Genomic DNA, 23,018 nt, shown 5'->3' on the forward strand with positions numbered 1-23,018 from the left:
ACCAAATGAGAAGCAAGCGCCTCTCATTCAGTCAGAAAAACTTATGCAGGTTTGCGACGATTTTTGATCGTATAGATGGCTGCGCCAGTCATCACTGTCAAACCTAAGATAGTAAAGATGATCGTACCCATGCCACCAGTGATTGGTAGTTCAGGTTTTTTCTTGTTTTCGATGCGTTCTGCATAATCGATTGAATCGAACCCATCTGTCCAGCTTGTGCTAGTCACTTCAAAGTCAATTGGATTTACTAGTAATTGATACGGTGCTGGAGCATAGGTTTCTTTCAATTGGTAATCACCGTAATCTAACCCTTTTACTTCGACAACCCCTTTGATACCGCCAACGGTTTGAGAAACGATTTCTGTTGCATCGCCGATGTTCGTTACCCATGAAACATTGCCTGATGCATCTTGTTTCATGTATTTGCCATCATCCGCGCCGCCTTTTTTGTTGATGACAACGAATTTTGCACCATCTAATCCATCTTGATCAGCCGCTTCTTCGCCGTATTTTTGCCATCTGTATCCGCCAGTGTACACTTCTTCTTTGTCCGTTTCTTGGTCAGTTACTGGACCATTGCTGTAGTCTAAGTCCACAGTATTTTCAAGGCCTGTATCAAGTACCGCAGTGTTATTGATGGTCATTTTGTATTTCACGATAATTTTTTCACCTGCGTGGTTTTTGATTTCGCCACCAGGTTTGAAGGCTAATTTGAAGCTGGTTGCTGTTTTGCTGAATACCAAGTCTGTTGGATCAGTAAAGGTAATTGGTGTCGTGCCATCTGCTTCAAAGAAAGTCAGATCAGCTAACGAGTTAACTTTCGAAGTCAAGCCGGTTACAGCCGTATCGGTAAAGTCAAATTGAGTATAAGGTTTGCTGATCGTACCGTTTGGTAAGATCTTTCCACCATTGATATCTGTTGGTACAGAAATTGTAGATTTGTATTCAATATCATCGCCAACGTTGAAATTGTGTTTGCCATCGCCATCTGTCTGTCCGTTTTCAACTTCTTTCTCAACATCTGGTTTGATAAAGTTGACATATTTGATGACTTTGCTGCCAGTATCTCCAGCTGCGATTGTAAAACCTAATTTGTTGTCCGCGTCATTCAAAGCATTTGGACTCAACATATTTCCTGCTTTGTCAGTATCTTGAATCGTTCCAGAAACATCAAAACCAATTTCGACTAAGTAGTAATCACCAACTTCAAGTCCGGTGATTGGCGTCGTGAATTTACCTGTTGCATCTGTCTTGAATTGTTTTGCTTCATTACCGACAGCAGGCGTTCCCCAAGTACCATCATTTAAAAGTGCTTGTCCTGTTGGCGCAGTGCCCTTGTATAAAGTAAAGACTGCGTTTGCCAATTCAGAACCGTCTTCCAAGTCTTCTGAATACTTCGTGAAGTCTAAGCCACCTTCAGTGATCTGGTTTTTTCCATATAGATGGATATCATCTAGATAGCCATTCCCAGATGCGTTTGTGAATGGTAGATGGACGATCATTGGAATCGTACGTTGTGTCACGTAAGGTCCCGCCGCCGTTTCCAAGATCATGTAGGTTTTCTCGGTCGCTCCACCAGTCGCAACATTCGTAAATTTCGCAGGAGTTCCTACAGTCGTTACTTCCTGCGTTACTGGGTTTACGCCATTTGTTGTGATGAATGGTCCGTATTTTGCAGGATCATATTTATTCGCCGTCTTTAAAGTCGCCAAAATTTGTGCATCTGTTTTACCCGCTGCATACGCAGTGATATCAACCAAAGTAAATTCTACTTTGCCCAATGTTGTTGTTGTTCCATCAGGTTTTGTAATGACCTTTGCGGGATCAAATGGTGTCAATTTGTTTCCTGCATCATTTTTCGGTGTCTGAACTGTCCCATCATTTTCGAAATACGCACCCTGATTCGTTACCTCACCTGTTGCTGGATCATATTTCACTGTTTCATTATCGTACATATATTTATGTACATTGATTGTTACTGGATCATCCGCATCTGCTGCGAAAACATTCCCTGTTCCTAATGCCAATGCTGCAGGTGCTAGAGTTACCGCCGCCATCAACCCTGTTAAAAGACGCTTGAATTTTTTGCCTTTAACCATTTTTTTCACTCCTCTTTTTTTGTTTTGTTTTATTTATACGTACCTGCGTACGGTATAAAACATAATTTTAATTAATTATAAAAGATTAGAATGACTATTTTAGAATTTGCAATTAACATGTCAAAAATGGCTATTAAGATGTATTTGTGTAAAAATTATGTAGAATTTCATTGATATTCCCTTAAATAATTTAGAATTTAAGGAAGCTGTTTTCCCTTATGAACAAAAAAAAACCAATGGAAAAATCCATTGGTCGTTGATCAACTGCGATAATTTTGGGCTATTTTAAAGAATTCCCATTATTTTTTCTTTCAGCTGCCTTTTCATGTTGCGGCTGACTTTGATGGTCTGTCGATTTGTCGTGGTGATTTCTTCTCCATCAAAGGTTTTTATTTTTTCTAGATTAACGATGGTCTGTTTGTGGACTCTGAAGAAATGATATTTTTCCAGCTTCTCATAAAGATTCGTCATTTTGCCAAAAGCTTCTACCTGCTCAGATTCTGTTTGAATGACGACGCCGCCCTTTCTGCCCAAGGTTTTGGATTGGATCGTGATAATGTCCTTCAAAGGAAGAATCTGAAACCCGCCAGCGACTAATTCGACAGTCAGCCGTCGATTGTTGTTCAACACATTTTTCAGAATCGGACTAAGCTTTCGTTCAAATTCCGGATACTCGACTGGTTTGACCAAATACTGATTGGTCCCGACCTCAAAGCTGTCCTGCATTAGTTCTGCATGGCTCGTCAAAAATACCAATTGCCCATCGTAGTCGTAATTCTCCCTCAGGTCTCTTGCAGCGGTCATTCCGTCGCACCCATCCAACTCAATGTCTAATATCAGCAAATCGTAGGTTGCTTCACCATTCTCCATACTGCTGAGCAACTCTTCTGCCATCGTGAAGCTTCTCGTTTGGATCTCAAAATCCAAAAGAATCGACATTTTAATCAGCATCTCTTTGATCAGCTTCCGGAAATGGGCTTCATCTTCGCAAATTGCTACTTTAATCATCTTTTTTCTCCGTATTTAGCTATTTAATGGTAATGCAGCTCGAATCGATTGTTGTGTTTCTTCTTTTTTTTGTTCATAGATCCCTGAATATTTGTCGATCACACGATTGATGCTGGCCGAATTATCCTCCAGTTGCAGCTCGATTGCCTTGCTGGGAGACTCCATGAACTCTCCCAGAAGAGGAGTCTGCCTCGAATACGCTACTGTGATTGTCAAAAAATTGGTGTTGGTACTCATTGTCACATGGATAAAGGGATCCTTACTGACCTTCATCGCTTCTTCCACTGCATTATCAAAAATACTTCCTAATAATACAGACAGATCCGTTTCGTCGATCACTACTTGTTTGTTGATTGAAATTTGATGCTCCAGCTCGATATTATGTTGCTTACATTCCTCTACTAAGGCGTAAAAAATACTATCGACTGTTAGATTGCCAGTAAAATCCAAAACATCATGATTGGCATATTCTTCAGAAATTTGTTTCAGATAGTCCAAAGCATAAGCTTTATCCCCTGAAACGATCGCCCGTTCCAGCTCTAAATGATGTTTTTTGATATCGTGCATCAGCTTTCTGGTCCTTTTTAAATACAGCTTGTTTTGTTCCATTTTCGTTTCTTGAAATTCCACTCGTTTGTTTATCAGCATATTTTCTTCACGGATTTTATAGGTCTTGTTTAATTGGTAGAAAATGAAAAACACCAGACAGTTTGAGACTACGATAGTCATTGTGTAAATTAGTTTAGTTGCAAATGCCACATTGAGATCAAGGCCAATGATAAAAATATTGGCAATATTTAATGAAACAAATCCCCAAATTGGGAGGTAATTCTTACCAATATATTGTATAAGCGGGGTCTTTTTACGCAAAAAAACGTTTAAAAGGATTAAGACCATTAAAGTTGACCAGGAATACACTGCGTTCAAAAGTTCATTTTTACTACCTATTAAGACATATAATACATATTCTGAAAAAAAGCATGCTTGTAAAAATAGAATGAGAACCATTATTTTTGACCGGATCGTTCCCCTAAAGAAAAAGAACATACTTCCTAAAAGGAACAGTGTCGCTGCGAAAATGAGTGTGCCTAATTGCAGAGTAATGAACATTGTTACAATGTACACGATTAGCGGAACCAAATACCAAATAGCATTTACTTTTTTTCTTTCTAGAAAGAGGTTGAAAAAAGCAAAAATGATCATTAAATTAACTAGTAAAGCAGGGAGCTCCTGAATTACTTCATTCATCGATTGTCCCTCCTTTTCCTTATTTCAATAAAAAAATCTAATAAATAGACGCCTTTTACCAAGTTGAATCTCCCCCTATGCTTCTATTTATCAGCTATTTTCTGTTACAATCATTTGTTTTTGACAAAACACTCATTATTTGTTGCTTCTCTGCTGCTGCATCCGCAGTATTACTTTTTTTAATTTATTTTATTTAATTATAATATACGATATATATTCATTCAATATAAATTTTTTATTTAAAAATGATGAAATAAAGCTTTTGCTCTTCATTATATGTGAAACAACAATCAGGAGAAAAATCTTTCTAAGTAGAGACAACACGAACTAGCAAAAAAATGCGACACCGTTGGATTCGCCCGCCTTTCTCTTTTTTTACGCTGGCACCAACAATTAAAGGAGAACTTGTTATGAATAGGAACTATTAGTACTCCTTAATCTCAAAAAAGTCCCCAAGATAGAAAGCTCTGAGCTCTTATCTTGGGGATTCGTTTATTTTTTCAAATGATAATTGTAGGTACTGATTATGACGTCATCGCGATCAGACAACCGCAGGCGCAAACGCAAGGCCGTCTGATTGTGCAAGGAACGTTTCCAGGCTTTGTTCGGCACAAACTCGGGTATCAAAACCGTTGTCGTATAATTGTTTTTCTTTGAAGTCTTGCTGACGCGCTCCACGTAGCGGGCGACAGGATTGATGATTGATCGATAAGGCGAGCGCACCACGGAAAAACGAATGTCAGGAAAATGCTGCTTGAACTCGCGCTGGACCTCTTTTTCCTTTTCTTCATTTTCCTCCAGCGATACATGCATCGCAATCACATAATCACCAATGGAGCGAGCATAGTTGATGGCTCCGATATTGACCTGTGTTGCATTCCCTACTAAAACCACCACTGCATTTCCATCGTATTCATGCAGCTCGATTTCATCTGCCAAACGCAGCTGCTCCGCCACATTTTTGTAATGGGTATGAATTTTGTAGAATACGTAAATTAGAATCGGCATGATAATGAAGAATGGCCAAATATCTGCTAAACGATAGACAAACAATATCACCACGATCGAAAAGGAAATCAAGGCTCCAATAATATTAGCGATTGATTTTCTCAACCATGGACCGCCTTCACCGCGCCATTTTTTGACCATCCCGGTTTGCGACAAAGTAAAGGGAATGAACACCCCTACGGAATACAGTGGAATCAATCGTTCCGTCGAGCCCTGAAAAATTAGCAGCAGTACGATCGACCCCAATGCCAAAGTGATGATCCCATTGGAATACCCCAACCGGTCACCTCTGTCTTGATAACGGTGAGGCAGGTATTTGTCCTTTGCCAAATTGTAAGCCAAGACCGGAAAGGCAGAAAATCCGGTATTGGCTGCAACCGCCAAAATCAACGCGGTTGAGAACTGCATTAAATAATACAAGAAGCTTTTGCCAAAAACGGCTTCCCCCACCTGCGACAATACGGTAACCTGTTCAGAAGGCACGATCCCATACCAGTAGTTCAAAAAGGTAATCCCTGTAAAGAAGAAGGCCAAAATGATCCCCATCATTGCCAAGGTACCCGCTGCATTTTTAGCACGCGGCTTCTTGAAGAACGGGACTGCATTACTGATTGCTTCAACCCCAGTCAAAGACGAAGAGCCGGAAGAAAAGGCTCGCAGCAGCAAAGCGATCGAGATACCCGGGACAAAAGAGCCGGCTTGAGCAGTGGCATGGATCGGTGCCGTTCCAGTCACGATCTTCACCATTCCTACGATGACTAATAAAGTAATAATTGCAATGAAGGTGTAGACAGGTGTCATCAAAAAGCCCGCAGATTCACGCAGTCCTCGCAAATTCATTAACATCAGCAGCAAAACAATCACCACTGAGATCCACACCCTGTGACGATAAAGAACTGGAATCGCTGAAGCAATTGCCTCCGCTCCCGCAGAGACAGATACCGCCACTGTCAGCATGTAATCCACCAGCAATGATCCCCCTGAGATCAGTCCCGCATTTTTCCCGAGATTCTCGCTGCTGACTACGTATGCGCCGCCACCATGCGGATAGGCATGAATGATCTGGCGGTATGAAAAGATCAATGACGTCAGCAAGACCAGCACAACAGCAGCGATCGGCAGCGAATACCAAATAGCTGCAGTTGACAAGCTCACCAAGACAACGACGATTTGTTCAGTCCCATACGCTACTGAAGACAATGCATCTGAAGACAACATGGCCAACGCGGCAAAGCGCGTCAGGCTTTGTTCATCATTTTCCGAGGATTTCAACGGACGCCCGACGAGCAAACGTTTAAGATAGTCCACTTTCAACACTCCTTTATCGAAATAAACAACAAAATTTCTAAGTTAATCCTTGCTTTGCAAGTTTGATATAGCCTCAAAAAAGAACTTTTTTTCACCGAAATAACTCACAGCACTCGAAATAGTACGCCGCTCCCTCTCAAAAGTCAACAGATGCTTTGGTTAGAATCTGCTTAAGTCTTGCTTATAAAGACTGCGCAAATTTGCTTGTGTTGCCAGACATTCCCCCTCCAGTGATCTTCTGATAAAAAAATTGCAGGTAGTCATCACAACTGACTACCTGCACTAGGTCTAATGGAAGATTTTGCTTTCATGAGAGATTTTGGTCAGCTTCGCTAATTTAGGTTGTAGGATCGGGTAAGCCCATGTTCCGACTACCCCAAACAAAACGATGATGAAGCACAAAATCAAAATATCAGTTCTTGCATTCGGCCAGTAAACGCCGCCAGCACTTTCTCTTAACAGGTTGACTGCATGGGTGAAGGGCAGCCATGGGTTGATTGCTTGGAAGAACTTGCCTGAAACCTGAATTGGGTAATTCCCGCCCCCGCCAGAGATCGAGAGCACTAGGATGATAATAGCAATCCCTTTTCCAACTGTTCCAAACAGAGCGACTAGCACATAGACCATCATCGTGAAGGCCATGACCACGAGCAGCGCGAACAGAACACTCAACAGCGGATTGCGAACATCGACACCTAATAGGAAATAATTTCCTAAACTAACGACCAATGCTTGGGCAATCCCCATCGTCATATAGGTCAACAGACGGGCACCAAATTGTTCCCGTTTGGTGTATTTCTTGCGGTCCTTTTTATCCAAATAAAAATCTGTTGTCGTAACACTTGAAAATAAGACAGCTCCGACCCACAAACACAATGCTGTGTAGAACGGTGCACTGGCAGATCCGTTATTGGCGATCGGATAAATCGTGTTGGTAGCTATCTCTACTGGTTCAGTGAAAAACTCACTTTCTTGTTGCGCATCCAGCTTCAACAGTTTCAAAACTTCGCCAAAGTCGATGGTTTGATCACCCTGGTCGATGGCTGTTGCTGCACGCTGAATGCCATTTTTGATCGCAGGCCAGTCATTTTGGATCAGGTCCGTTGCCGCATTCAAGGCTGATTCGACTTCCGGCATTTTTTGATTGACCAGATCCAGTCCATTGTTGATGTCGTTTTTAACACCGGGCCAATCGTTTTGAATAAAACTGGCTGCCAGGCCCAATTTTTGTTCAACGACAGGCAGCTCATTGTTGTATAAGCTGGCTCCCGTATTGATGCCGTTCACGATCGTATCCATGTTGCCGTTTAACAAAACGTTGGCATCGTGGACTTCCTGTCCAATTGCCGGCATTTGCTGCTGGTATTTTTCGAGGATCGGGATCGCATTGGCAACAGTCTTTTCGGTTGATGATAAAAGACTGTTGAAATCGATCGCTTGTGCTTTTTGTAATAGGTCTTGTGCATTGGAAATCGTCGAGATCAATTGAGTAAGAAGCGTGTTGACTGTATTTTCAACTTCTTGAACATTGATCGCTGAGACGGTTTGACTTACTTGTTGACCAAGACTAGAAATTTGATTAAACAAATTCACTAGATCATCCGTACTGATTGTGTCGATTTGAGGAATCAGTTGGTCTGTCCGTGTTTTGATATCTCCAAGCAAGCTCGCTAGATGATTGATTTGATCAATGATCGGTTGCAGATCCTGATTGCCCGCTTCCGCTTGAAGCTGGCCTAAAAAGGCGGCTGTATCATTTAGTGCTGTTTGTTGTGCAGCCAGATTGTTCGAAAAATCTGTAAGCACCTTTTTAATATTGTCACGTTCTTCTGGGGTTAATTGATCATCAGAAACAGCTTGTCCAATCGTGTCGGCAATCGAGCTGGTGTTGTCGGCAATTGAGCCAACTGCACTTAATGTGACGCTGACACTATTAGCAATACTTGGTACGGCTTGCTGTAGTTTTTCAGCAGCCTCTTTGCTGGTACCTGCGAACTGTGCAGCATTTTGTCCCAGCTGTTCAACATCCGGCAGAATTTGCTGAACCTGTTGAATGACCTGCAGGCCTTGTTTGGCTTCATTGATACCATCTGTCAAAGTTTGTTGGATATTGGCAAAATCTGAATCAACGGTCGCTAATTGCTGCCCGGCTTGCTGGATCTCCGGAATTTTTTGCTGCAGTGTCAGGATCACACTGGCTTGGCGTTTTAGCTCGGGAAATTTTTGGTTCAATGCTACCAGCTTTTGACCCGCTTCATCGATTTGAGGCAGGTATTGCTTCATTTGATTTGCTTGATCCAGCTTTTGTTTCAGTTCTGGCAGTTTGCCATGTACTTCAACGACTTCTTGCGTGTATTGGTCGATTTCATCTAAATTATCATTGGTCTTCAAGATCAAGTCTTTGACCTTATTGATACTGACCAAATTCTCGTCAATATCGTAGCCAATTTCATTGAATACCTTTAACAAGGTCGAGCTGGCTGTTTGAATAAATTCCTGTGAGATTTCCTGCTGCAGCGAGCTGGCACCCTTGTCTGTGATCTTTGGTGCGATTGCATTAATCTTTTGGTTTAAGTAATATTCGATTTTCGGACGTTTGATATTGCCAGAGGTAAAGCTCAACAGATCCTCTGAAAACTCTTTTGGCAAATAGATTCCAGCATAGTACTTCCCGGATTTGACCCCTTCGACCAGCTGATCTTTTGAGTCAACGAACTGCCAGCCTAATTGTTTGTTTTCATGAAGATTGTCAATGACCTGGTCTCCAATCTCGACATCTTTGTCTTGAAAGGAGGCGCCGGCATCGGCACTATATACGGCGATCGGCAGTTCCCCTGTGTTGGAATAAGGGTCCCACAAAGCTTTGATGTTAAACCATGCATACAAGGATGGGATAATCATCAAAGCGATCATGAGTAAAACGGCGATCGGGTTTTTAAAAATACGCCGCCAATCCAGGCGGTACAATTCGAAGGTCTGTTTGATTGATTTCATTATGTTCACCCACCTATTGATTTTCCTGACTTACTTTAGCATGGACATTTAAGGAATTTCAATCATCAAAAAGGCGTGAAAACAAGATTTACGACACTGATGACGATCTGTCATAATTGTATCCCTTTCCAATAACTAAATCTAAAGAAATGCTTAATCCAGCTGCTTCGCCTTAAGGAATTTATCCATCAATTCTTCGGCCGCTTCCTCAATCGCTGCCTGGTCTCCGGCTGCAGCATCTAAACGGGTCGTCGGCGTCGTTTCCAAATCATACAGTCGGACAGGGACTGCTTTTCCCTCGATCATATGGATGGTGATCTCTGGATGTATCAAGGTTTCTCCACATTGTCCCGGCACAAGGTAAGCCATCTGATACCCGTCATCGATCGATCGAAGGCGATAATACCCATCGTTGATGTATTCCTTCTCTGAGGAAAAATGTTCTTGAATCAGCTGCCATTTTTGTTGATCCATTTACTTGTCCTCTCTTTCGATAACGATTTTCCCAGCACTGGGATGGCCTTCCAACTCCTCATGGGCACTGATGACGCTGCCTAACGTGAAGGGCAGTACTCGAGCAATCGTCACTGTGAGTTTTTTCTTATCAAACAGTTCAACGTAGGAGGACAAGGCTTCTTGATCTGAATAATCCTTCGAAGGAGCAAAGTGTAAATAAGTGCCTTCTTTTTGCCGATTTTCCGGCAGCTGATTCAACGCGACATAGTGGCCGCCAGTTCTCATGATTTTGATTCCTGATTCTGCTGTCCGGCTGCCTTTAGTGGCGTCGATCACTGTATCGGCTTGATTACGGAACAATTCACCAACATCTACTTTATCATAGGCCGCAAACTTATCCACACCGTATGCACTCACCAGTGCTTCATTTTTTGCGGAGGCAGTCCCATAGACTGTTTTGCCTTGGCTTTTTAACAGCTGGACTAAAAATGAGCCCACTGCTCCAGAGGCTCCTTGGACAACGACGGTTTCCCCGATTTTTTCACCTAATACATGAGTGACTAAATTGTAAGCCGTCAGCCAAGGCGTCACTGCACCAGCAGCTTGTGTCCAGTCCATAGATTCTGGCTTTTTAACGACCTTTTTGCCGGGAACGACGATCTCAGCGCCATACGTTCCTCCAACTGCATGGACGATCACTTTGTCGCCGACGGTCACATGGGAAATTTCGTCTCCCACTTCAGTGACGATCCCCGCCCCATCATTGCCTAAAACATAAGGGAAGGTTACGGAACGAACCTCACGCATCTGACCTTGGCGCAACGAAACATCGTAAGGATTGACTCCAAATGCGGCTAGTTCCACGCGGACATGCGTGGCATCGACTGTTCGAGGTTCTGCTTCCATTTCTGTAAAAACATCCTTTGCTCTACCATACTCGGTGATTGCAAATCGCTTCATCGTTTTTTCCTCCTTTGGTCTGTAAGAAGGGCCAGGCCGCAATCAGAGATTAACAACCTGGCCCTTTGTCTACTATTACCATAATACAAAATCTGTTTATTATAAACAAAATCGTATTAATCCAGCTCAACTTTTCCAGTATATAGCTGGTAGTACGTGCCTTTTTCTTCTAAAAGACTGTCGTGGTCGCCCCGTTCGATGATCCGACCGTGGTCCATCACCATGATCACATCCGAATTTTGGATAGTGGACAGACGATGAGCGATCACAAAGACCGTACGCCCCTCCATTAGACGATCCATCCCAGATTGGACGATGCTTTCTGTTCGGGTATCAATACTGGAAGTCGCTTCATCCATGATCATTACCGGCGGATCAGCGATTGCTGCGCGAGCGATCGCCAACAATTGTTTTTGTCCCTGAGACAAGCCCTCACCGTCACCAGTAATGACGGTTTCATACTTGTCTGGCAGGTGGTTGATGAAGGTATCGGCGTTGGAAAGCTTCGCCGCCTGATACACTTCCTCATCGGTTGCATCCAAACGTCCGTAACGGATATTGTCTTTGATCGATCCAGTAAACAGATGGGTATCCTGTAAGACGATTCCCAACGAATGCCGCAACGAATTCTTTTTAATCTTCTTGATATTGATGCCGTCGTAACGAATCTTGCCTTCTTGAATGTCATAAAAACGATTGATCAAATTCGTGATCGTCGTTTTCCCGGCACCCGTTGCTCCGACAAAAGCTACCTTTTGCCCTGGTTCAGCATACAAATTAATGTCGTGCAAGACTGTGTGATTGGCATCATAGCCGAAGTTCACGTCCTCAAAGCGGACATCGCCTGTCAAACGCGTATAGGTGGTCGTACCGTCTTCATGGGGATGCTTCCAAGCCCAGAGGCCAGTACGTTGATTGGTTTCGATCAGTTCGCCGTTTTCATCCTTCACATTTACTAAAGTCACATAGCCTTCGTCTACTTCTGGTTTTTCATCCAGCAGCTGGAAAATCCGTTCTGCACCAGCCAAAGCCATGATCACAAAGTTGATCTGCTGTGAAATTTGGCTGATCGGTCCGTTTAATGAACGGCTCAGCTGCAGGAAAGAAGCGATCATTCCAACAGTGAGTGCAGATACGCCGTATACTGCGAACAGTCCGCCCACGATCGCCACTAGCACATATTGGATGTTCAACAGGTTCATCATGATCGGCATCAGCATATTGGCTGTTCCGTTGGCTTTAGCAGCATTTTCACGCAGGTTTTCATTGATCTCGTCAAATTGACTGATCGCAGCCTTTTCGTGGTTGAAGATTTTCACAACCTTTTGTCCGTGCATCATTTCTTCGACAAAGCCGTTGACTCTTCCCAACGCACGTTGCTGATCTCCGAAATAGCGGCCGCTTCGTTTGGAAATAAAGCGCAGCATCACCATCATTAAGGAGACGGACACCAGAACAAACAGGGTCAAGGGAACGCTCAAGGAGAACATCGCAATAAAGACGGACACAAAGGTCACCATCGCCATCATCAGATTAGGGATACTTTGTGAAATCATCTGCCGCAGCGTATCGGTATCATTGGTAAAATGACTCATGATATCGCCGTCTGAGTTGGAATCAAAATAGCGCAAAGGCAGAGATTCCATATGATTGAACATATTGTCGCGGATTTTTTTCTGGGTTCCTTCTGAGACTTTTACCATGATCAAGTTATAGGAAAGCGTCCCTATGATTCCAACCACGTAAATCAGGGCCATCGTCATGATTGCCTGCAGCAGACCACTGAAATCAGGGTTGCTTTGTCCCAGCATTGGTGTAATGTAATCATCGATCACGACTTGAAGGAACAAGGAACCACGCACATTGGCAAAGGCACTGAGCAGAATCATAAACAACACGACCACAAGCTGCAGCTTGTATTCCTTCGCCATAATTTTCAATAGACGCTTCAACGTTTTTGCCGGACTGGCTTTCACAAATTGCTGGTTATTCGGATTCATGTTCACCAAATCCTTTCTGTTGAGAGTCGTTTACTTCCTGATAAATTTGATTGTTCGCCAACAATTCTTCATGGGTTCCCACGCCATTGATCTTGCCATCGTCCAACACGATAATTCGATCTGAATCTTGAATTGAACTGATCCGTTGGGAAATAATGAAGGTGGTCGTACCTGGAATTTCTTTTTTCAAGCCTTCGCGGATCGCACGGTCTGTCTTGGTGTCCACTGCGCTGGTCGAATCATCTAAAATCAAGATCTTAGGCTTCTTCAGCAACGCACGCGCAATCGTCAACCGCTGCTTCTGTCCGCCGGAGACATTGTTTCCGCCTTCAGAAATCATCGTGTCATATTTCTTAGGAAACTCTTGGATGAACGGATCGGCTTGAGCAATTGTTGCTGCATGAACGACTTCTTCTTCGCTTGCATCAGCGTCGCCCCACCTCAGGTTCTCGGTGATCGTACCGCTGAACAGCACATTGTTTTGCAGGACCACCGCCACTTGATCGCGGAGTGTTTCCAAATCGTATTCTCGTACATCATGGCCTCCAACCTTGACGCTGCCATGCGTCACGTCGTATAAACGAGGGATCAGCTGAACCAAACTGGATTTCGAGCTTCCGGTCCCCCCGACGATCCCGATGACTTCACCTGGTTTGATCGACAGATCGATGTTTTCCAGCACGAGCTTGTCCATGTCATCTTTATAACTGAAGCAGACATCTTCAAACACGACCGAGCCATCTGGAACTTCAGTCAGCGGATCCACTTGATTCTTCAGGTCGCTTTCTTCATCCAAGACTTCTGTGATTCGTTCTGCAGAGGTTCTGGCGATCATCAGCTGCACAAAGGTCATCGACATCATCATCAAGCTCATCAAGATCTGCATGGTGTAGTTGAACATGCTGACCAGCTCTCCTGTTGTTAAGGAACTGGTCTCAACGATCAACTCTGCACCCAGCCAAGAAATCAGAAGCATACAGGTATAGATCGCGATCTGCATCACCGGCATGTTGAAGGCCACGATGCGCTGTGCTTTCGTAAAGTGATTGAAGACGGTTTGCGACACGTCGCTGAATTTTTCCTCTTCATGCTCTTCTCTGATGTAAGATTTGACAACCCGAATCCCCTGCAGGTTCTCCTGCACTACATTATTCAAACGGTCATAGGTTTGAAAGACCTTCATAAACAAAGGATAGGCGAAATGAATGATCAATCCTAAACCAATCCCCAGCATCGGAACGATAAATACATAAATGATCGATAATTCCCGGTTGATATGAAACGCCATAAACAGCGAAAAAATCAAGATCAGCGGTGAGCGAACCAAGATACGAATGATCATCTGGTACGCATTTTGGATATTGGTCACATCGGTGGTCATCCGGGTGATCAAACTGGAGCTGGAAAAGCGGTCAATGTTCAAAAAAGAAAAACTCTGAATCTTTTCGAACAAATTGTGTCGCAGGTTCTTTGCGAAACCAGCAGACGCAATCGCCGCTGTCCTTCCTCCCAGTGTTCCAAAGCCCAATGCAATAATGGCACACACAAATAATAAAATACCGTAGCGGATAATCGTACCAGCATCGCTTTTTTCGATCCCCTGGTCAATCAAACTGGCCATGATCAACGGCATGATGACATCCAGCAGTACTTCGCCCATGGTAAACAGCGGCGTCAACAAGCTCTGTCTTTTATATTCGCCGACATTTGCCAGCAATTTTTTCAACATATATTCCCGTCCTTTCCTAATTCTTCCATTTCAGTATAAAAGGTTTCTTTCCTTCTGCCTAATGTTTCAACTTTCTTAGCCCAAAAGAAAGAGAGGCGCTGTGATGTCCTCCCTTGAACTGACAACTATTTGATTTGATTGATAAACGCGCTGATTACGGTGTAATCGGCATCTGTCAGAAAATCATCCACCACGATCAGATTTGTGCGGGGATATTCGTCAAATGCCGTATTGGACAAAATCAGATCGTATCGCTCAAATTTTTGGAATGTTTCTTCTGTGATGGTGAAGATCGAATCATCGTAAACGCTGGTTTCAACCTGGTAAAAGAAGCGGCTTTTCACTAAATCAGCCAGCATCTCGCCATGGCGCCGACCAGAATCACTGATAATCAACACCTTTCTTTTAAGTGACAATACATCCAGATAATGGACCAGCTGCAGCCATTCCATGAATAGACAACGTAAAACGGCAAAATAAAATTGACTGAACCAAGGAACACTGGTCTGATGCTCCAATTCGACCAGCAGCTTCTGGACTTTTTTCGTAAAATGTGGATATTGCCGCTGCGCAGCTCGCCCAAAGAAGGCCGCTTCGTTGAACAAGATCACTCTTGATTGCGGATAGACCTGAAACCCATGATAAATTCGCATCATTTTCTGAACGATCCGTTTTTGGCTATTTTCATGCAGGGGGATCTTGAACGTCATGATCAGCTGGCTTAGAAAATCTTCAATCTCCGTGCGCACTCGTTCCGCGTCGCCATTTTGATCCGTAACGAAACAATCAAAAAACAAGCTGTGAACCACTTCTTGATACCATTTTTTTGAAACCCCAAAAGGTGTCCCTTCGACTGCTTTTTCAGCAGAGGGGTACAGCTCCTGCAATTCTTCGTAGATCGACTCTTCGACTTTCGGAATCGTCTCATCGCTCATCTCAAATCCTTGATAACAGCGGATAATAATGATCGACAACAAGAAGCTGTATTCCATTTTATCTCGATCATTTAAGATAATATCAAATGTCTGACTGGACTCCTGAACGAATTCCAGCATCCGGCTGCGATCCGTCTTGAAGGGCCAGCTGTTCAAGCCGTATTTCTCCAAAAAGAACTGGACATAGAAGATCCGGACCCACCGCTCATCTTCCGCGACGATCCTAAAGGGTTTGCGTTTCAAGACTAAGTCTTTCCGGCTGAGCACCTCGTCAATCTGACGGACCATACGGTAAAAGGTCGCCTCACTGATGTACAGCTCCTTCATCCAAAAATCAACGTCTTCATTCGGATAGAAAAAGATCCCTTCGATAAACTGAAAGCTCTCTGAATCCTCCATGATATCTGCCGTCAGCGGACGAATCATATTTTGCATGCTGTCTTCCAGCCGCAGGCCTTTTGTCCGTGAATACTCGATCCCGATTTTCCCGTGCCAATCATGGTTGATCGCCTCTACATCCGAGAGCAGCGTTTTTACGGAGCAGTCTAACAGATTAGCCAACAGCTGAGGGTCCTGCCAGTCAATGAAATCTCTTAAGATACCAATGATTGAAATTCGGCGTTGAATGGTTGTCTTTAGTAAATTTTTCATGCAAGCGGTCCCTTCTATTCACTAGTCGGTTGGTTATACGTTCTTACTATATAAAAAAGCATTGAATGGTACGTCGAACATGAAAGTGCGGCGCTATCAAAAGCAGATAACGCCGCATGGTATGGATCAAAACTGTTTCATGGTTCGTTATGTAAAATTCGACTGTGGAGCGATCACAGTCGGCAAATGCTCGATTCCGACACTGACCCTTAAGGCCTCGTCGACCTCGCACATTCTTGCTTTGTCCAAGTGACAAACCTTTTCTTTTAGGCGGCATTTGTCAATCGTACGGATCTGCTCAAGCAAAATCACAGAATCTCGCTCAATCCCGGTACTCGTCGCCGCAATGCCAATATGAGTAGGCAATTTTGGTTTCGCCATTTTTGCTGTGATGGCAGCCACGATGATCGTCGGACTAAAATGATTTCCAAGATTGTTTTGAATCACTAACACTGGTCTGATACCACCCTGCTCGGATCCGATCACTGGAGACAGATCTGCAAAATATATATCACCACGCTTGACCATAACGTTCCTCCTACTATTTCATATTAAGGCCTGCTTTTCAAAAAATATACTCGTTTTATTAAAGATATTCAATATCAAATCGTCATTTTTGCTTATAAAAAAATTCGCGGCACCCGTTCAGAAATCATGCAGGCTACCTCATAGTGGATCGTTCCCAAATGCTCTGCTACCTCCTGCATCGAGATCTCTGCGCCTTGGTTCTTTCCGATCAGCGTCACCTTGGTCCCGACTGTAAACGAACGCGGCAGCCGAACCATCAATTGATCCATGCAGACCCGGCCAACGACCTCACACGCCTCTCCCTCAACCAGCACGTAAAAGCCCTGCATCTTTCTTAACCAGCCGTCTGCATACCCGATCGGGACTGTTCCGATCCATTCCTTCTCTGGTGTAACGTAGGTCTCCCCATATCCGATGCCCTCACCTGCAGGAAGCTCTTTGACCTGGATCAGCTCGGAAACTAGCTCAAGTGCAGGCTCTAAGAAATAGGTCTCTTCCAACTCTCTGCCTGAAGGGTTCAAGCCATACATCGCTACGCCGAACCGAATCATGTTTCCTGTAAATCCTTCATGCCATAAGGCCGTGGCACTATTGCTGGTGTGAACATATCTTGGCAAGTGGTCCAGCTGATTGAGCAGATTCGTGAATCGCGTGTTTTGCCGTTCCCAATACGCAGTATCTAGCTCATCTGCTGTCGAAAAATGAGTAAACAACCCTTCCCAAAGCATGTGTTTGGACGCCTCAATAAAAGCAATGGCATCCTGCACTTCTGCTTCTGTCAGAAAACCGATCCGACCCATGCCGGTATCGACTTTGATATGCAGCTTTAAAGGAAGCTCGCTATTCAGATCCTTCAAGACATCCTCCGCCTGCTCCAACCACTCTTTAGTGGCTACGGTGATTGAGAGATCGTAGTCCAGTACCAAAGACAGGTAGCTGGGAAACACCACGCTCAGTACTAAGATCGGTTCGGTGATGCCCGCCTCCCTTAGCTCGATCGCTTCATCTAATGTAGCCACGCAAAATCCCGTCGCTCCTGCCTCCAGCGCAATGTGAGCAGTCGCAACTGCGCCATGTCCATAGCCTTCTGCCTTAACGACAGCAAATAACTCTGTTTCTTTTGGCAAACGCATGATCTCATTTTTTATATTGTGTTCGATCGCTTTTCTATGTATAAGTGCTCGTGTGGGTCGATGATAAGTAACTACCAAAAAAATCCTTCTCTCTTAATCTTCTAACAATACTTGCGCAATCGCTACGGTATCCGTATGCGTCACGGTCACAAAGACCTTGCCGTGGTGAGGAGAGCGGGTAAAAACTGGGGCCCCTGCTTCATCACGCAGAATCTCCAAATCCTGAAAGCTGACCTTCCCAATTCCAGTTCCCCAGGCCTTTGAGAACGCCTCCTTGCACGCATAGCGTCCTGCTAGAAATTCTACTTGACGATGGGCAGAATGACTAGTATAAAGCTCTAACTCTTTTTTCGTCAGCACCCGGTCTGCGAATTGAGGTTTTTTTTGAATGATTTCGGTCATACGCACTAAATCGACCGCGTCGATTCCAATTCCTTTGATCATTTTGTCCTCCTCGGCCACTCGTTTTGTTTTTTCATAACATAGACCATTTTACTACATTGTTGAAAAAAAGTTGAGGGGGACCTCCGTTATTTGGGTCAATACTATTTTACCAAAGTCTTACTCAAAATCTATTTATTTTTTAAAAAGAACTAAAAAAAGGAGTAGATCGATTGTAAAAACCGATTACTCCTAGAAAAATTAGTCGTTTGAATTTGTACGAATAACAAATCCGCGTTTTGTATCATTGCGGTTGTTCGTACGCTTGGTGTTGCTGTAATTTTTATTTTTGTTTGAGCGATCGCGGTTGCTGTTGCGGTCACGATCTTTACGGTAGCCGCCTTCTTTGTTGCGGTTGCGGTTATTGTTGTTGCCCCCACGTTTTCCGCCACGGTTAAAGCCGCCTTTTTTATTTGAAGGCAACGGACGTTCTGGCGTGATTTTTACTGGAACAGCGTCAGAAGGGTCTTTTGCGACTGTTTTCAACAGCAGCGCAGCCATTTCTTCCGCACTATAAGCTTCCAATAAATCTCTTGCAGCTTCCGTATACTTATCCAAGCTTTCCGCACTGCCGTCTAATTCTTCGTGAATTTTTTCAATCGCTGCACCTAATTGGCCCTTGAAGGCTTCTTTTTCGGTTGGCGGACGCAACGGCGTCATGCGTTTTTTCGTCAAGTTTTCGATAACGTGCAAATAGCCCATCTCGTTTGGTGTCACGAAGGTGACTGACATACCGCCTTTTCCAGCACGCCCTGTGCGACCAATCCGGTGAACATAGCTTTCCGGGTCTTGAGGGATATCATAGTTGTACACGTGTGTTACGCCAGAAATATCCAACCCACGAGCAGCAACATCCGTTGCCACCAGAATATCTAGATCACCTTTTTTAAAGGAACGCAATACGCTCATCCGTTTTTGCTGCGACAAGTCGCCATGGATGCCTTCTGCCTTATAGCCGCGTGCTTCCAAGCCGCGAGCCAGCTCATCAACACGGCGTTTGGTACGACCAAATACGATGGCTAAATCAGGTGTTTGAACATCAAACAAACGGGTCATAACATCAAATTTTTCGTAGTCTTTGGCACGAACATAGTATTGATCGATTAAGTCAGCAGTCATTTCTTTGGCTTTGATCTTCACATGTTCAGGCTGCTTCATGAATTTTACGCCAATTTTCTTGATTGCATCTGGCATCGTCGCAGAAAACAATAAAGTTTGACGTTCGCTTGGAACCTTGCTGATGATTTTTTCGATATCTTCCAAAAAGCCCATGTTCAACATTTCGTCTGCTTCATCTAAAACCAAGGTTTCGACCGTTTCAAGCTTCAATGTGTGGCGGTTGATATGATCCAGCATCCGTCCGGGAGTTCCTACAACGATATGGGGACGATCTTTTAATCCGCGGATTTGACGACCGATATCGGCACCACCGTAAACGGCTTGTACCCGAATCTTTTTGTCGCGGCCCAAACGGAAAAGTTCTTCTTGGGTTTGGATCGCTAATTCACGAGTTGGCGCAATGACCAACCCTTGCAGCACGTGGTTCTTTGTATCGATTTTGTTGAGCATCGGCAAACCGAACGCAGCGGTTTTCCCTGTTCCTGTTTGCGCTTGGCCAATGACATCCTTGCCAGCCAGTGCCAACGGGATTGTTTGTTCTTGGATCGGTGTAGCTTCTTCAAAACCAGACCGTTCAATGGCAGTCAATAGTTCTGATGACAATTCTAATTCTTTAAACTTCAAATGATATCCTCCTAATGTGTGTTGATGACTTATATCAGTTAGAGTGTGTAGGTTCTGTATCGAGCAAACAATCTGCAACCGTCCCCTGGTTGCCGTTTGTTGTGATACCACCGAAAAACCACTCTTTGAAGTCAAACGGAAGGATCATCTCTCAAAAAAAGCCCGAGTCTCGGGCGATAATCATTTATTGGATGACGCATTCAATCATTACTTCATTTTTCGGCAACGGTTTATTCTAGCACAAGAAACCATTTTCTGCAAGTTTCAGAATCTTTCATATTATGCTTGCAGTGCTTCGATCACTTCGATCAACCCCATGCCGTTGCTGCCCTTCAATAGGATGCTGTCTTCAGGCATCAATTTTTCTTTAACGGTCTGAATCAGCTGTTGCTTTTGACCTTTGGCAAAATAATGAACAGCCAAACCAGGATATTTCGCTTTTAGCGCTAGGGAAAGGCCTGCGATCTCACCCCCGTACAAGAAAATTTCCGAATAGTCAGCCTCGTTGATATGTTCGATCATTTTGTTATGCAGCGCAATTGACTCCGGCCCTAACTCCAGCATATCTGCCAAGACAGCCAGTCTTCTGCCTTCTGTTGGCAATTGGGCAAAGGTATCTAGTACCAGACCCATCGCAGTCGGGTTGGCATTGTAAACATCGCTCAACATATCAGCTCCATTGCTGGCCTTCAACCATTGCGTACGGTTTTGAGTGACTTCTACCTGGGACAAGCCTCGATATATCTCCTTTTCGGTCAACCCATACCAGCGGCCGATCGTAATGGCGATCAATGCGTTGGTGACGTTGTATTTTCCAGGCATCGGAATCCGATAGTCTTGCCCATCGACAGAAAATAGCGTCGCTTCTCTGGTTTCTGACAGGATCGATGCAGAGATCGCTCCCTGTTGAATTCCGAAAGTCGCAACTGCTTGGGACAATGTAGCCGCCCGCTCAGAAAGCAATGGCTCATCTTCAGGAATGATCAGCAAGCCATTGTCAATCAGGCCTTTGACGACCTCCATTTTGGCGTCGGCGATCCCTTCACGAGAGCCCAGATTTTCAATATGTGCTTCGCCGATGATCGTGATCGCGGCAACGTCAGGTTCCGCCAGTTCAGACAGCAGCTTGATTTCCCCAGCATGGTCCATACCCATTTCCAAGATCAATTTTTCTGTGCCCTCCGGCATGTGCAAAATCGTGTACGGCAAACCGATATCATTGTTGTAGTTGCCCTGAGTTTTGTAGGTTCTAAATTTTTGCCGCAGCACGGATTCAGTCATGTCTTTTGTCGTGGTCTTCCCATTTGAACCCGTGATCGCGATCACGTCTGGATTTTTTTCGAATAGGTAGTAGCTTGCCAGCGCCTGCAGCGCCTTTAGCGTGTCCTCCACCTGAATCACCGCAATGTTCTCAGGGGCTTCATCAGGATCATTGCTCCACAAAACCGCGACTGCTCCTTGTTCGAGGGCTTTGCCGACGAACTGATGACCATCAGCAGTTCCTCTCAAGGGGACAAATAAGTCTCCTGCCTTGATTTTTCGCGAGTCAAATTCGACACCAGTAATGGTTTCCTGAGTATCGTTTATGATCTCTCCTTGAACAGCCTTACTAATGATCGTAGTGGTTAGCTTCATGGTGTTCCTCCAATTTTCTCTTGATCTTGTTTCTTCGGTTCTTTTGGCAAAAAAAGCCGGACAACAATGTCCGACTTACTCCAATGCTGCTCGCTGCTTGTAGCGATTCAATCCTAACTCAATCAATTCCTCAATCAAATCACCGTATTTTAATCCCATATTTTCCCACAGAAGCGGGTACATGCTGAATTCGGTAAATCCAGGCATTGTGTTCAATTCATTCAAGAACAATTCGTTGTTGTTGGTTAGAAAGAAATCGCAGCGCGTCAGCCCTGAGCCGCCCAACATCGTATAAGCTCGTTTGGCATAGCTTCGTGCCTTGTCATTGATCTCTTCTGATACCTCTGCCGGAATCGCCATCGTGATCTTGTTGTCGATATACTTCGCATTGTAATCGTAAAACGCAACGTCCTTTACTACCTCTCCTGGCAGAGTCGTCCGCACATCATCATTGCCTAGAATCGCCACTTCGATCTCGCGAGCTTCGATTCCTTGCTCCACAAGCACTCGTGAATCAAATCGATAGGCTTCTTTTAAAGCATTTTGCAATTCCTCGCGATTTTCAACACGGGAAACCCCCACACTTGAACCCATATTGGCTGGTTTGACAAACATTGGGTAAAGCAAGGTCCCCTCGCATTTTTCAAAAATCTCTTTAGGGTTTTCTTTCCACTGATTCTTCAATACCGGTACGAAAGGCACCTGCGGAATCCCACCTGCTTGCAGGACATATTTGGTCATGATCTTGTCCATCGCATTTGCGCTGGACATCACGCCAGCACCGACATAAGGCATGTCGAGAATTTCCAAGAACCCTTGGATCGTCCCATCCTCCCCATTTGGTCCATGAAGAACAGGGAAAACAATGGCGTCTTCTTCCTTGATTTCTCCCGGTGAGATCACTTTTCCAGTGAACCCTTCGACTTCCCCGCCTGTCGGATCCCAGGTCAGGCGCAAGGTTTCGTCCGTCTTAGGTGCTTCCGTCAACAACGGTCCCTTGACCCACTGTCCCTTTTTATCGATATAGACAAGTTGAACTTGATAATAGTTGTAATAAATCGCTGAAAGCACTGAAAAAGCAGAAAGAATGGATACATCATGTTCCGCGCTTTTCCCGCCATATAGTAAGATAATTTTCAACT

The 23,018-nt window shown here is 44.2% G+C and carries 16 protein-coding genes; all 16 read right to left on the minus strand.

The window, feature by feature from the left end:
• Positions 1 to 41: 41 nt before the first annotated feature.
• The 16 genes from NRIC_RS08775 to NRIC_RS08850 all read right to left on the minus strand — a co-directional run bounded on the left by NRIC_RS08775 (position 42) and on the right by NRIC_RS08850 (position 23,016).
• The gene (locus NRIC_RS08775) at positions 42 to 2,099 is read right to left on the minus strand and encodes a SpaH/EbpB family LPXTG-anchored major pilin (protein ID WP_146622318.1); all 2,058 of its coding nucleotides are present in this window, start codon (positions 2,097 to 2,099) and stop codon (positions 42 to 44) included.
• A 285-nt stretch (positions 2,100 to 2,384) separates the two neighbouring features.
• A complete protein-coding gene (locus NRIC_RS08780) occupies positions 2,385 to 3,107 on the minus strand; it encodes a LytR/AlgR family response regulator transcription factor (protein ID WP_146622319.1) in 723 nt (240 codons plus the stop codon).
• Between the two features lie 15 nt (positions 3,108 to 3,122).
• A complete protein-coding gene (locus tag NRIC_RS08785; RefSeq protein ID WP_146622320.1) occupies positions 3,123 to 4,355 on the minus strand; it encodes a GHKL domain-containing protein in 1,233 nt (410 codons plus the stop codon).
• Positions 4,356 to 4,847: 492 nt separating this feature from the next.
• On the minus strand, positions 4,848 to 6,671 hold the full coding sequence (kimA, locus tag NRIC_RS08790) for a potassium transporter KimA (RefSeq protein WP_146622321.1): 1,824 nt from the start codon (positions 6,669 to 6,671) through the stop codon (positions 4,848 to 4,850).
• Positions 6,672 to 6,959: 288 nt separating this feature from the next.
• A complete protein-coding gene (locus NRIC_RS08795; protein ID WP_146622322.1) occupies positions 6,960 to 9,665 on the minus strand; it encodes a YhgE/Pip domain-containing protein in 2,706 nt (901 codons plus the stop codon).
• A gap of 153 nt (positions 9,666 to 9,818) precedes the next feature.
• Complete coding sequence (locus NRIC_RS08800; RefSeq protein WP_146622323.1) at positions 9,819 to 10,139, minus strand: hypothetical protein; 321 nt, start codon at positions 10,137 to 10,139, stop codon at positions 9,819 to 9,821.
• A complete protein-coding gene (locus NRIC_RS08805; protein ID WP_146622324.1) occupies positions 10,140 to 11,081 on the minus strand; it encodes an NADP-dependent oxidoreductase in 942 nt (313 codons plus the stop codon).
• A gap of 116 nt (positions 11,082 to 11,197) precedes the next feature.
• A complete protein-coding gene (locus NRIC_RS08810) occupies positions 11,198 to 13,081 on the minus strand; it encodes an ABC transporter ATP-binding protein (protein ID WP_146622325.1) in 1,884 nt (627 codons plus the stop codon).
• Positions 13,068 to 14,810 (minus strand): ABC transporter ATP-binding protein, encoded by a 1,743-nt coding sequence (locus NRIC_RS08815; RefSeq protein WP_146622326.1) that lies wholly within the window; start codon positions 14,808 to 14,810, stop codon positions 13,068 to 13,070. Before NRIC_RS08815 ends, NRIC_RS08810 begins: the two co-directional genes overlap by 14 nt.
• A 125-nt stretch (positions 14,811 to 14,935) precedes the next feature.
• Positions 14,936 to 16,396: an AcpB/EbpR/MafR family transcriptional regulator gene (locus tag NRIC_RS08820; RefSeq protein ID WP_146622327.1), complete on the minus strand. Its 1,461-nt coding sequence runs from the start codon at positions 16,394 to 16,396 to the stop codon at positions 14,936 to 14,938.
• A gap of 147 nt (positions 16,397 to 16,543) precedes the next feature.
• On the minus strand, positions 16,544 to 16,924 hold the full coding sequence (locus NRIC_RS08825) for a type II toxin-antitoxin system PemK/MazF family toxin (RefSeq protein ID WP_146622328.1): 381 nt from the start codon (positions 16,922 to 16,924) through the stop codon (positions 16,544 to 16,546).
• A gap of 92 nt (positions 16,925 to 17,016) precedes the next feature.
• The gene (gene alr, locus NRIC_RS08830) at positions 17,017 to 18,135 is read right to left on the minus strand and encodes an alanine racemase (protein WP_146622329.1); all 1,119 of its coding nucleotides are present in this window, start codon (positions 18,133 to 18,135) and stop codon (positions 17,017 to 17,019) included.
• Positions 18,136 to 18,150: 15 nt separating this feature from the next.
• A complete protein-coding gene (gene acpS, locus NRIC_RS08835; protein WP_146622330.1) occupies positions 18,151 to 18,501 on the minus strand; it encodes a holo-ACP synthase in 351 nt (116 codons plus the stop codon).
• A 198-nt stretch (positions 18,502 to 18,699) separates the two neighbouring features.
• Positions 18,700 to 20,241: a degradosome RNA helicase CshA gene (gene cshA / locus NRIC_RS08840; protein ID WP_227873773.1), complete on the minus strand. Its 1,542-nt coding sequence runs from the start codon at positions 20,239 to 20,241 to the stop codon at positions 18,700 to 18,702.
• A gap of 279 nt (positions 20,242 to 20,520) precedes the next feature.
• Entirely contained in the window at positions 20,521 to 21,876 is a 1,356-nt protein-coding gene (locus NRIC_RS08845; RefSeq protein ID WP_146622331.1) for a UDP-N-acetylmuramoyl-tripeptide--D-alanyl-D-alanine ligase, read from the minus strand.
• Positions 21,877 to 21,951: 75 nt separating this feature from the next.
• Positions 21,952 to 23,016, minus strand: coding sequence for a D-alanine--D-alanine ligase (locus NRIC_RS08850; protein ID WP_146622332.1), 1,065 nt, complete (start codon positions 23,014 to 23,016; stop codon positions 21,952 to 21,954).
• Positions 23,017 to 23,018 lie beyond the last annotated feature (2 nt).

It is taken from the genome of Enterococcus florum, assembly GCF_004309355.1.
GTDB lineage: Bacteria > Bacillota > Bacilli > Lactobacillales > Enterococcaceae > Enterococcus_A > Enterococcus_A florum.

Bases quoted from the DNA above. Each gene is read 5' to 3' on its own strand.
- NRIC_RS08815 (WP_146622326.1), bottom strand. From the start codon at position 14,810: ATGTTGAAAAAATTGCTGGCAAATGTCGGCGAATATAAAAGACAGAGC.
- NRIC_RS08785 (WP_146622320.1), bottom strand. From the start codon at position 4,355: ATGAATGAAGTAATTCAGGAGCTCCCTGCTTTACTAGTTAATTTAATG.
- NRIC_RS08845 (WP_146622331.1), bottom strand. From the start codon at position 21,876: ATGAAGCTAACCACTACGATCATTAGTAAGGCTGTTCAAGGAGAGATC.
- NRIC_RS08780 (WP_146622319.1), bottom strand. From the start codon at position 3,107: ATGATTAAAGTAGCAATTTGCGAAGATGAAGCCCATTTCCGGAAGCTG.
- acpS (WP_146622330.1), bottom strand. From the start codon at position 18,501: ATGATCAAAGGAATTGGAATCGACGCGGTCGATTTAGTGCGTATGACC.
- NRIC_RS08775 (WP_146622318.1), bottom strand. From the start codon at position 2,099: ATGGTTAAAGGCAAAAAATTCAAGCGTCTTTTAACAGGGTTGATGGCG.
- NRIC_RS08825 (WP_146622328.1), bottom strand. From the start codon at position 16,924: ATGGTCAAGCGTGGTGATATATATTTTGCAGATCTGTCTCCAGTGATC.
- NRIC_RS08805 (WP_146622324.1), bottom strand. From the start codon at position 11,081: ATGAAGCGATTTGCAATCACCGAGTATGGTAGAGCAAAGGATGTTTTT.
- NRIC_RS08800 (WP_146622323.1), bottom strand. From the start codon at position 10,139: ATGGATCAACAAAAATGGCAGCTGATTCAAGAACATTTTTCCTCAGAG.
- NRIC_RS08810 (WP_146622325.1), bottom strand. From the start codon at position 13,081: ATGAATCCGAATAACCAGCAATTTGTGAAAGCCAGTCCGGCAAAAACG.
- NRIC_RS08795 (WP_146622322.1), bottom strand. From the start codon at position 9,665: ATGAAATCAATCAAACAGACCTTCGAATTGTACCGCCTGGATTGGCGG.
- NRIC_RS08820 (WP_146622327.1), bottom strand. From the start codon at position 16,396: ATGAAAAATTTACTAAAGACAACCATTCAACGCCGAATTTCAATCATT.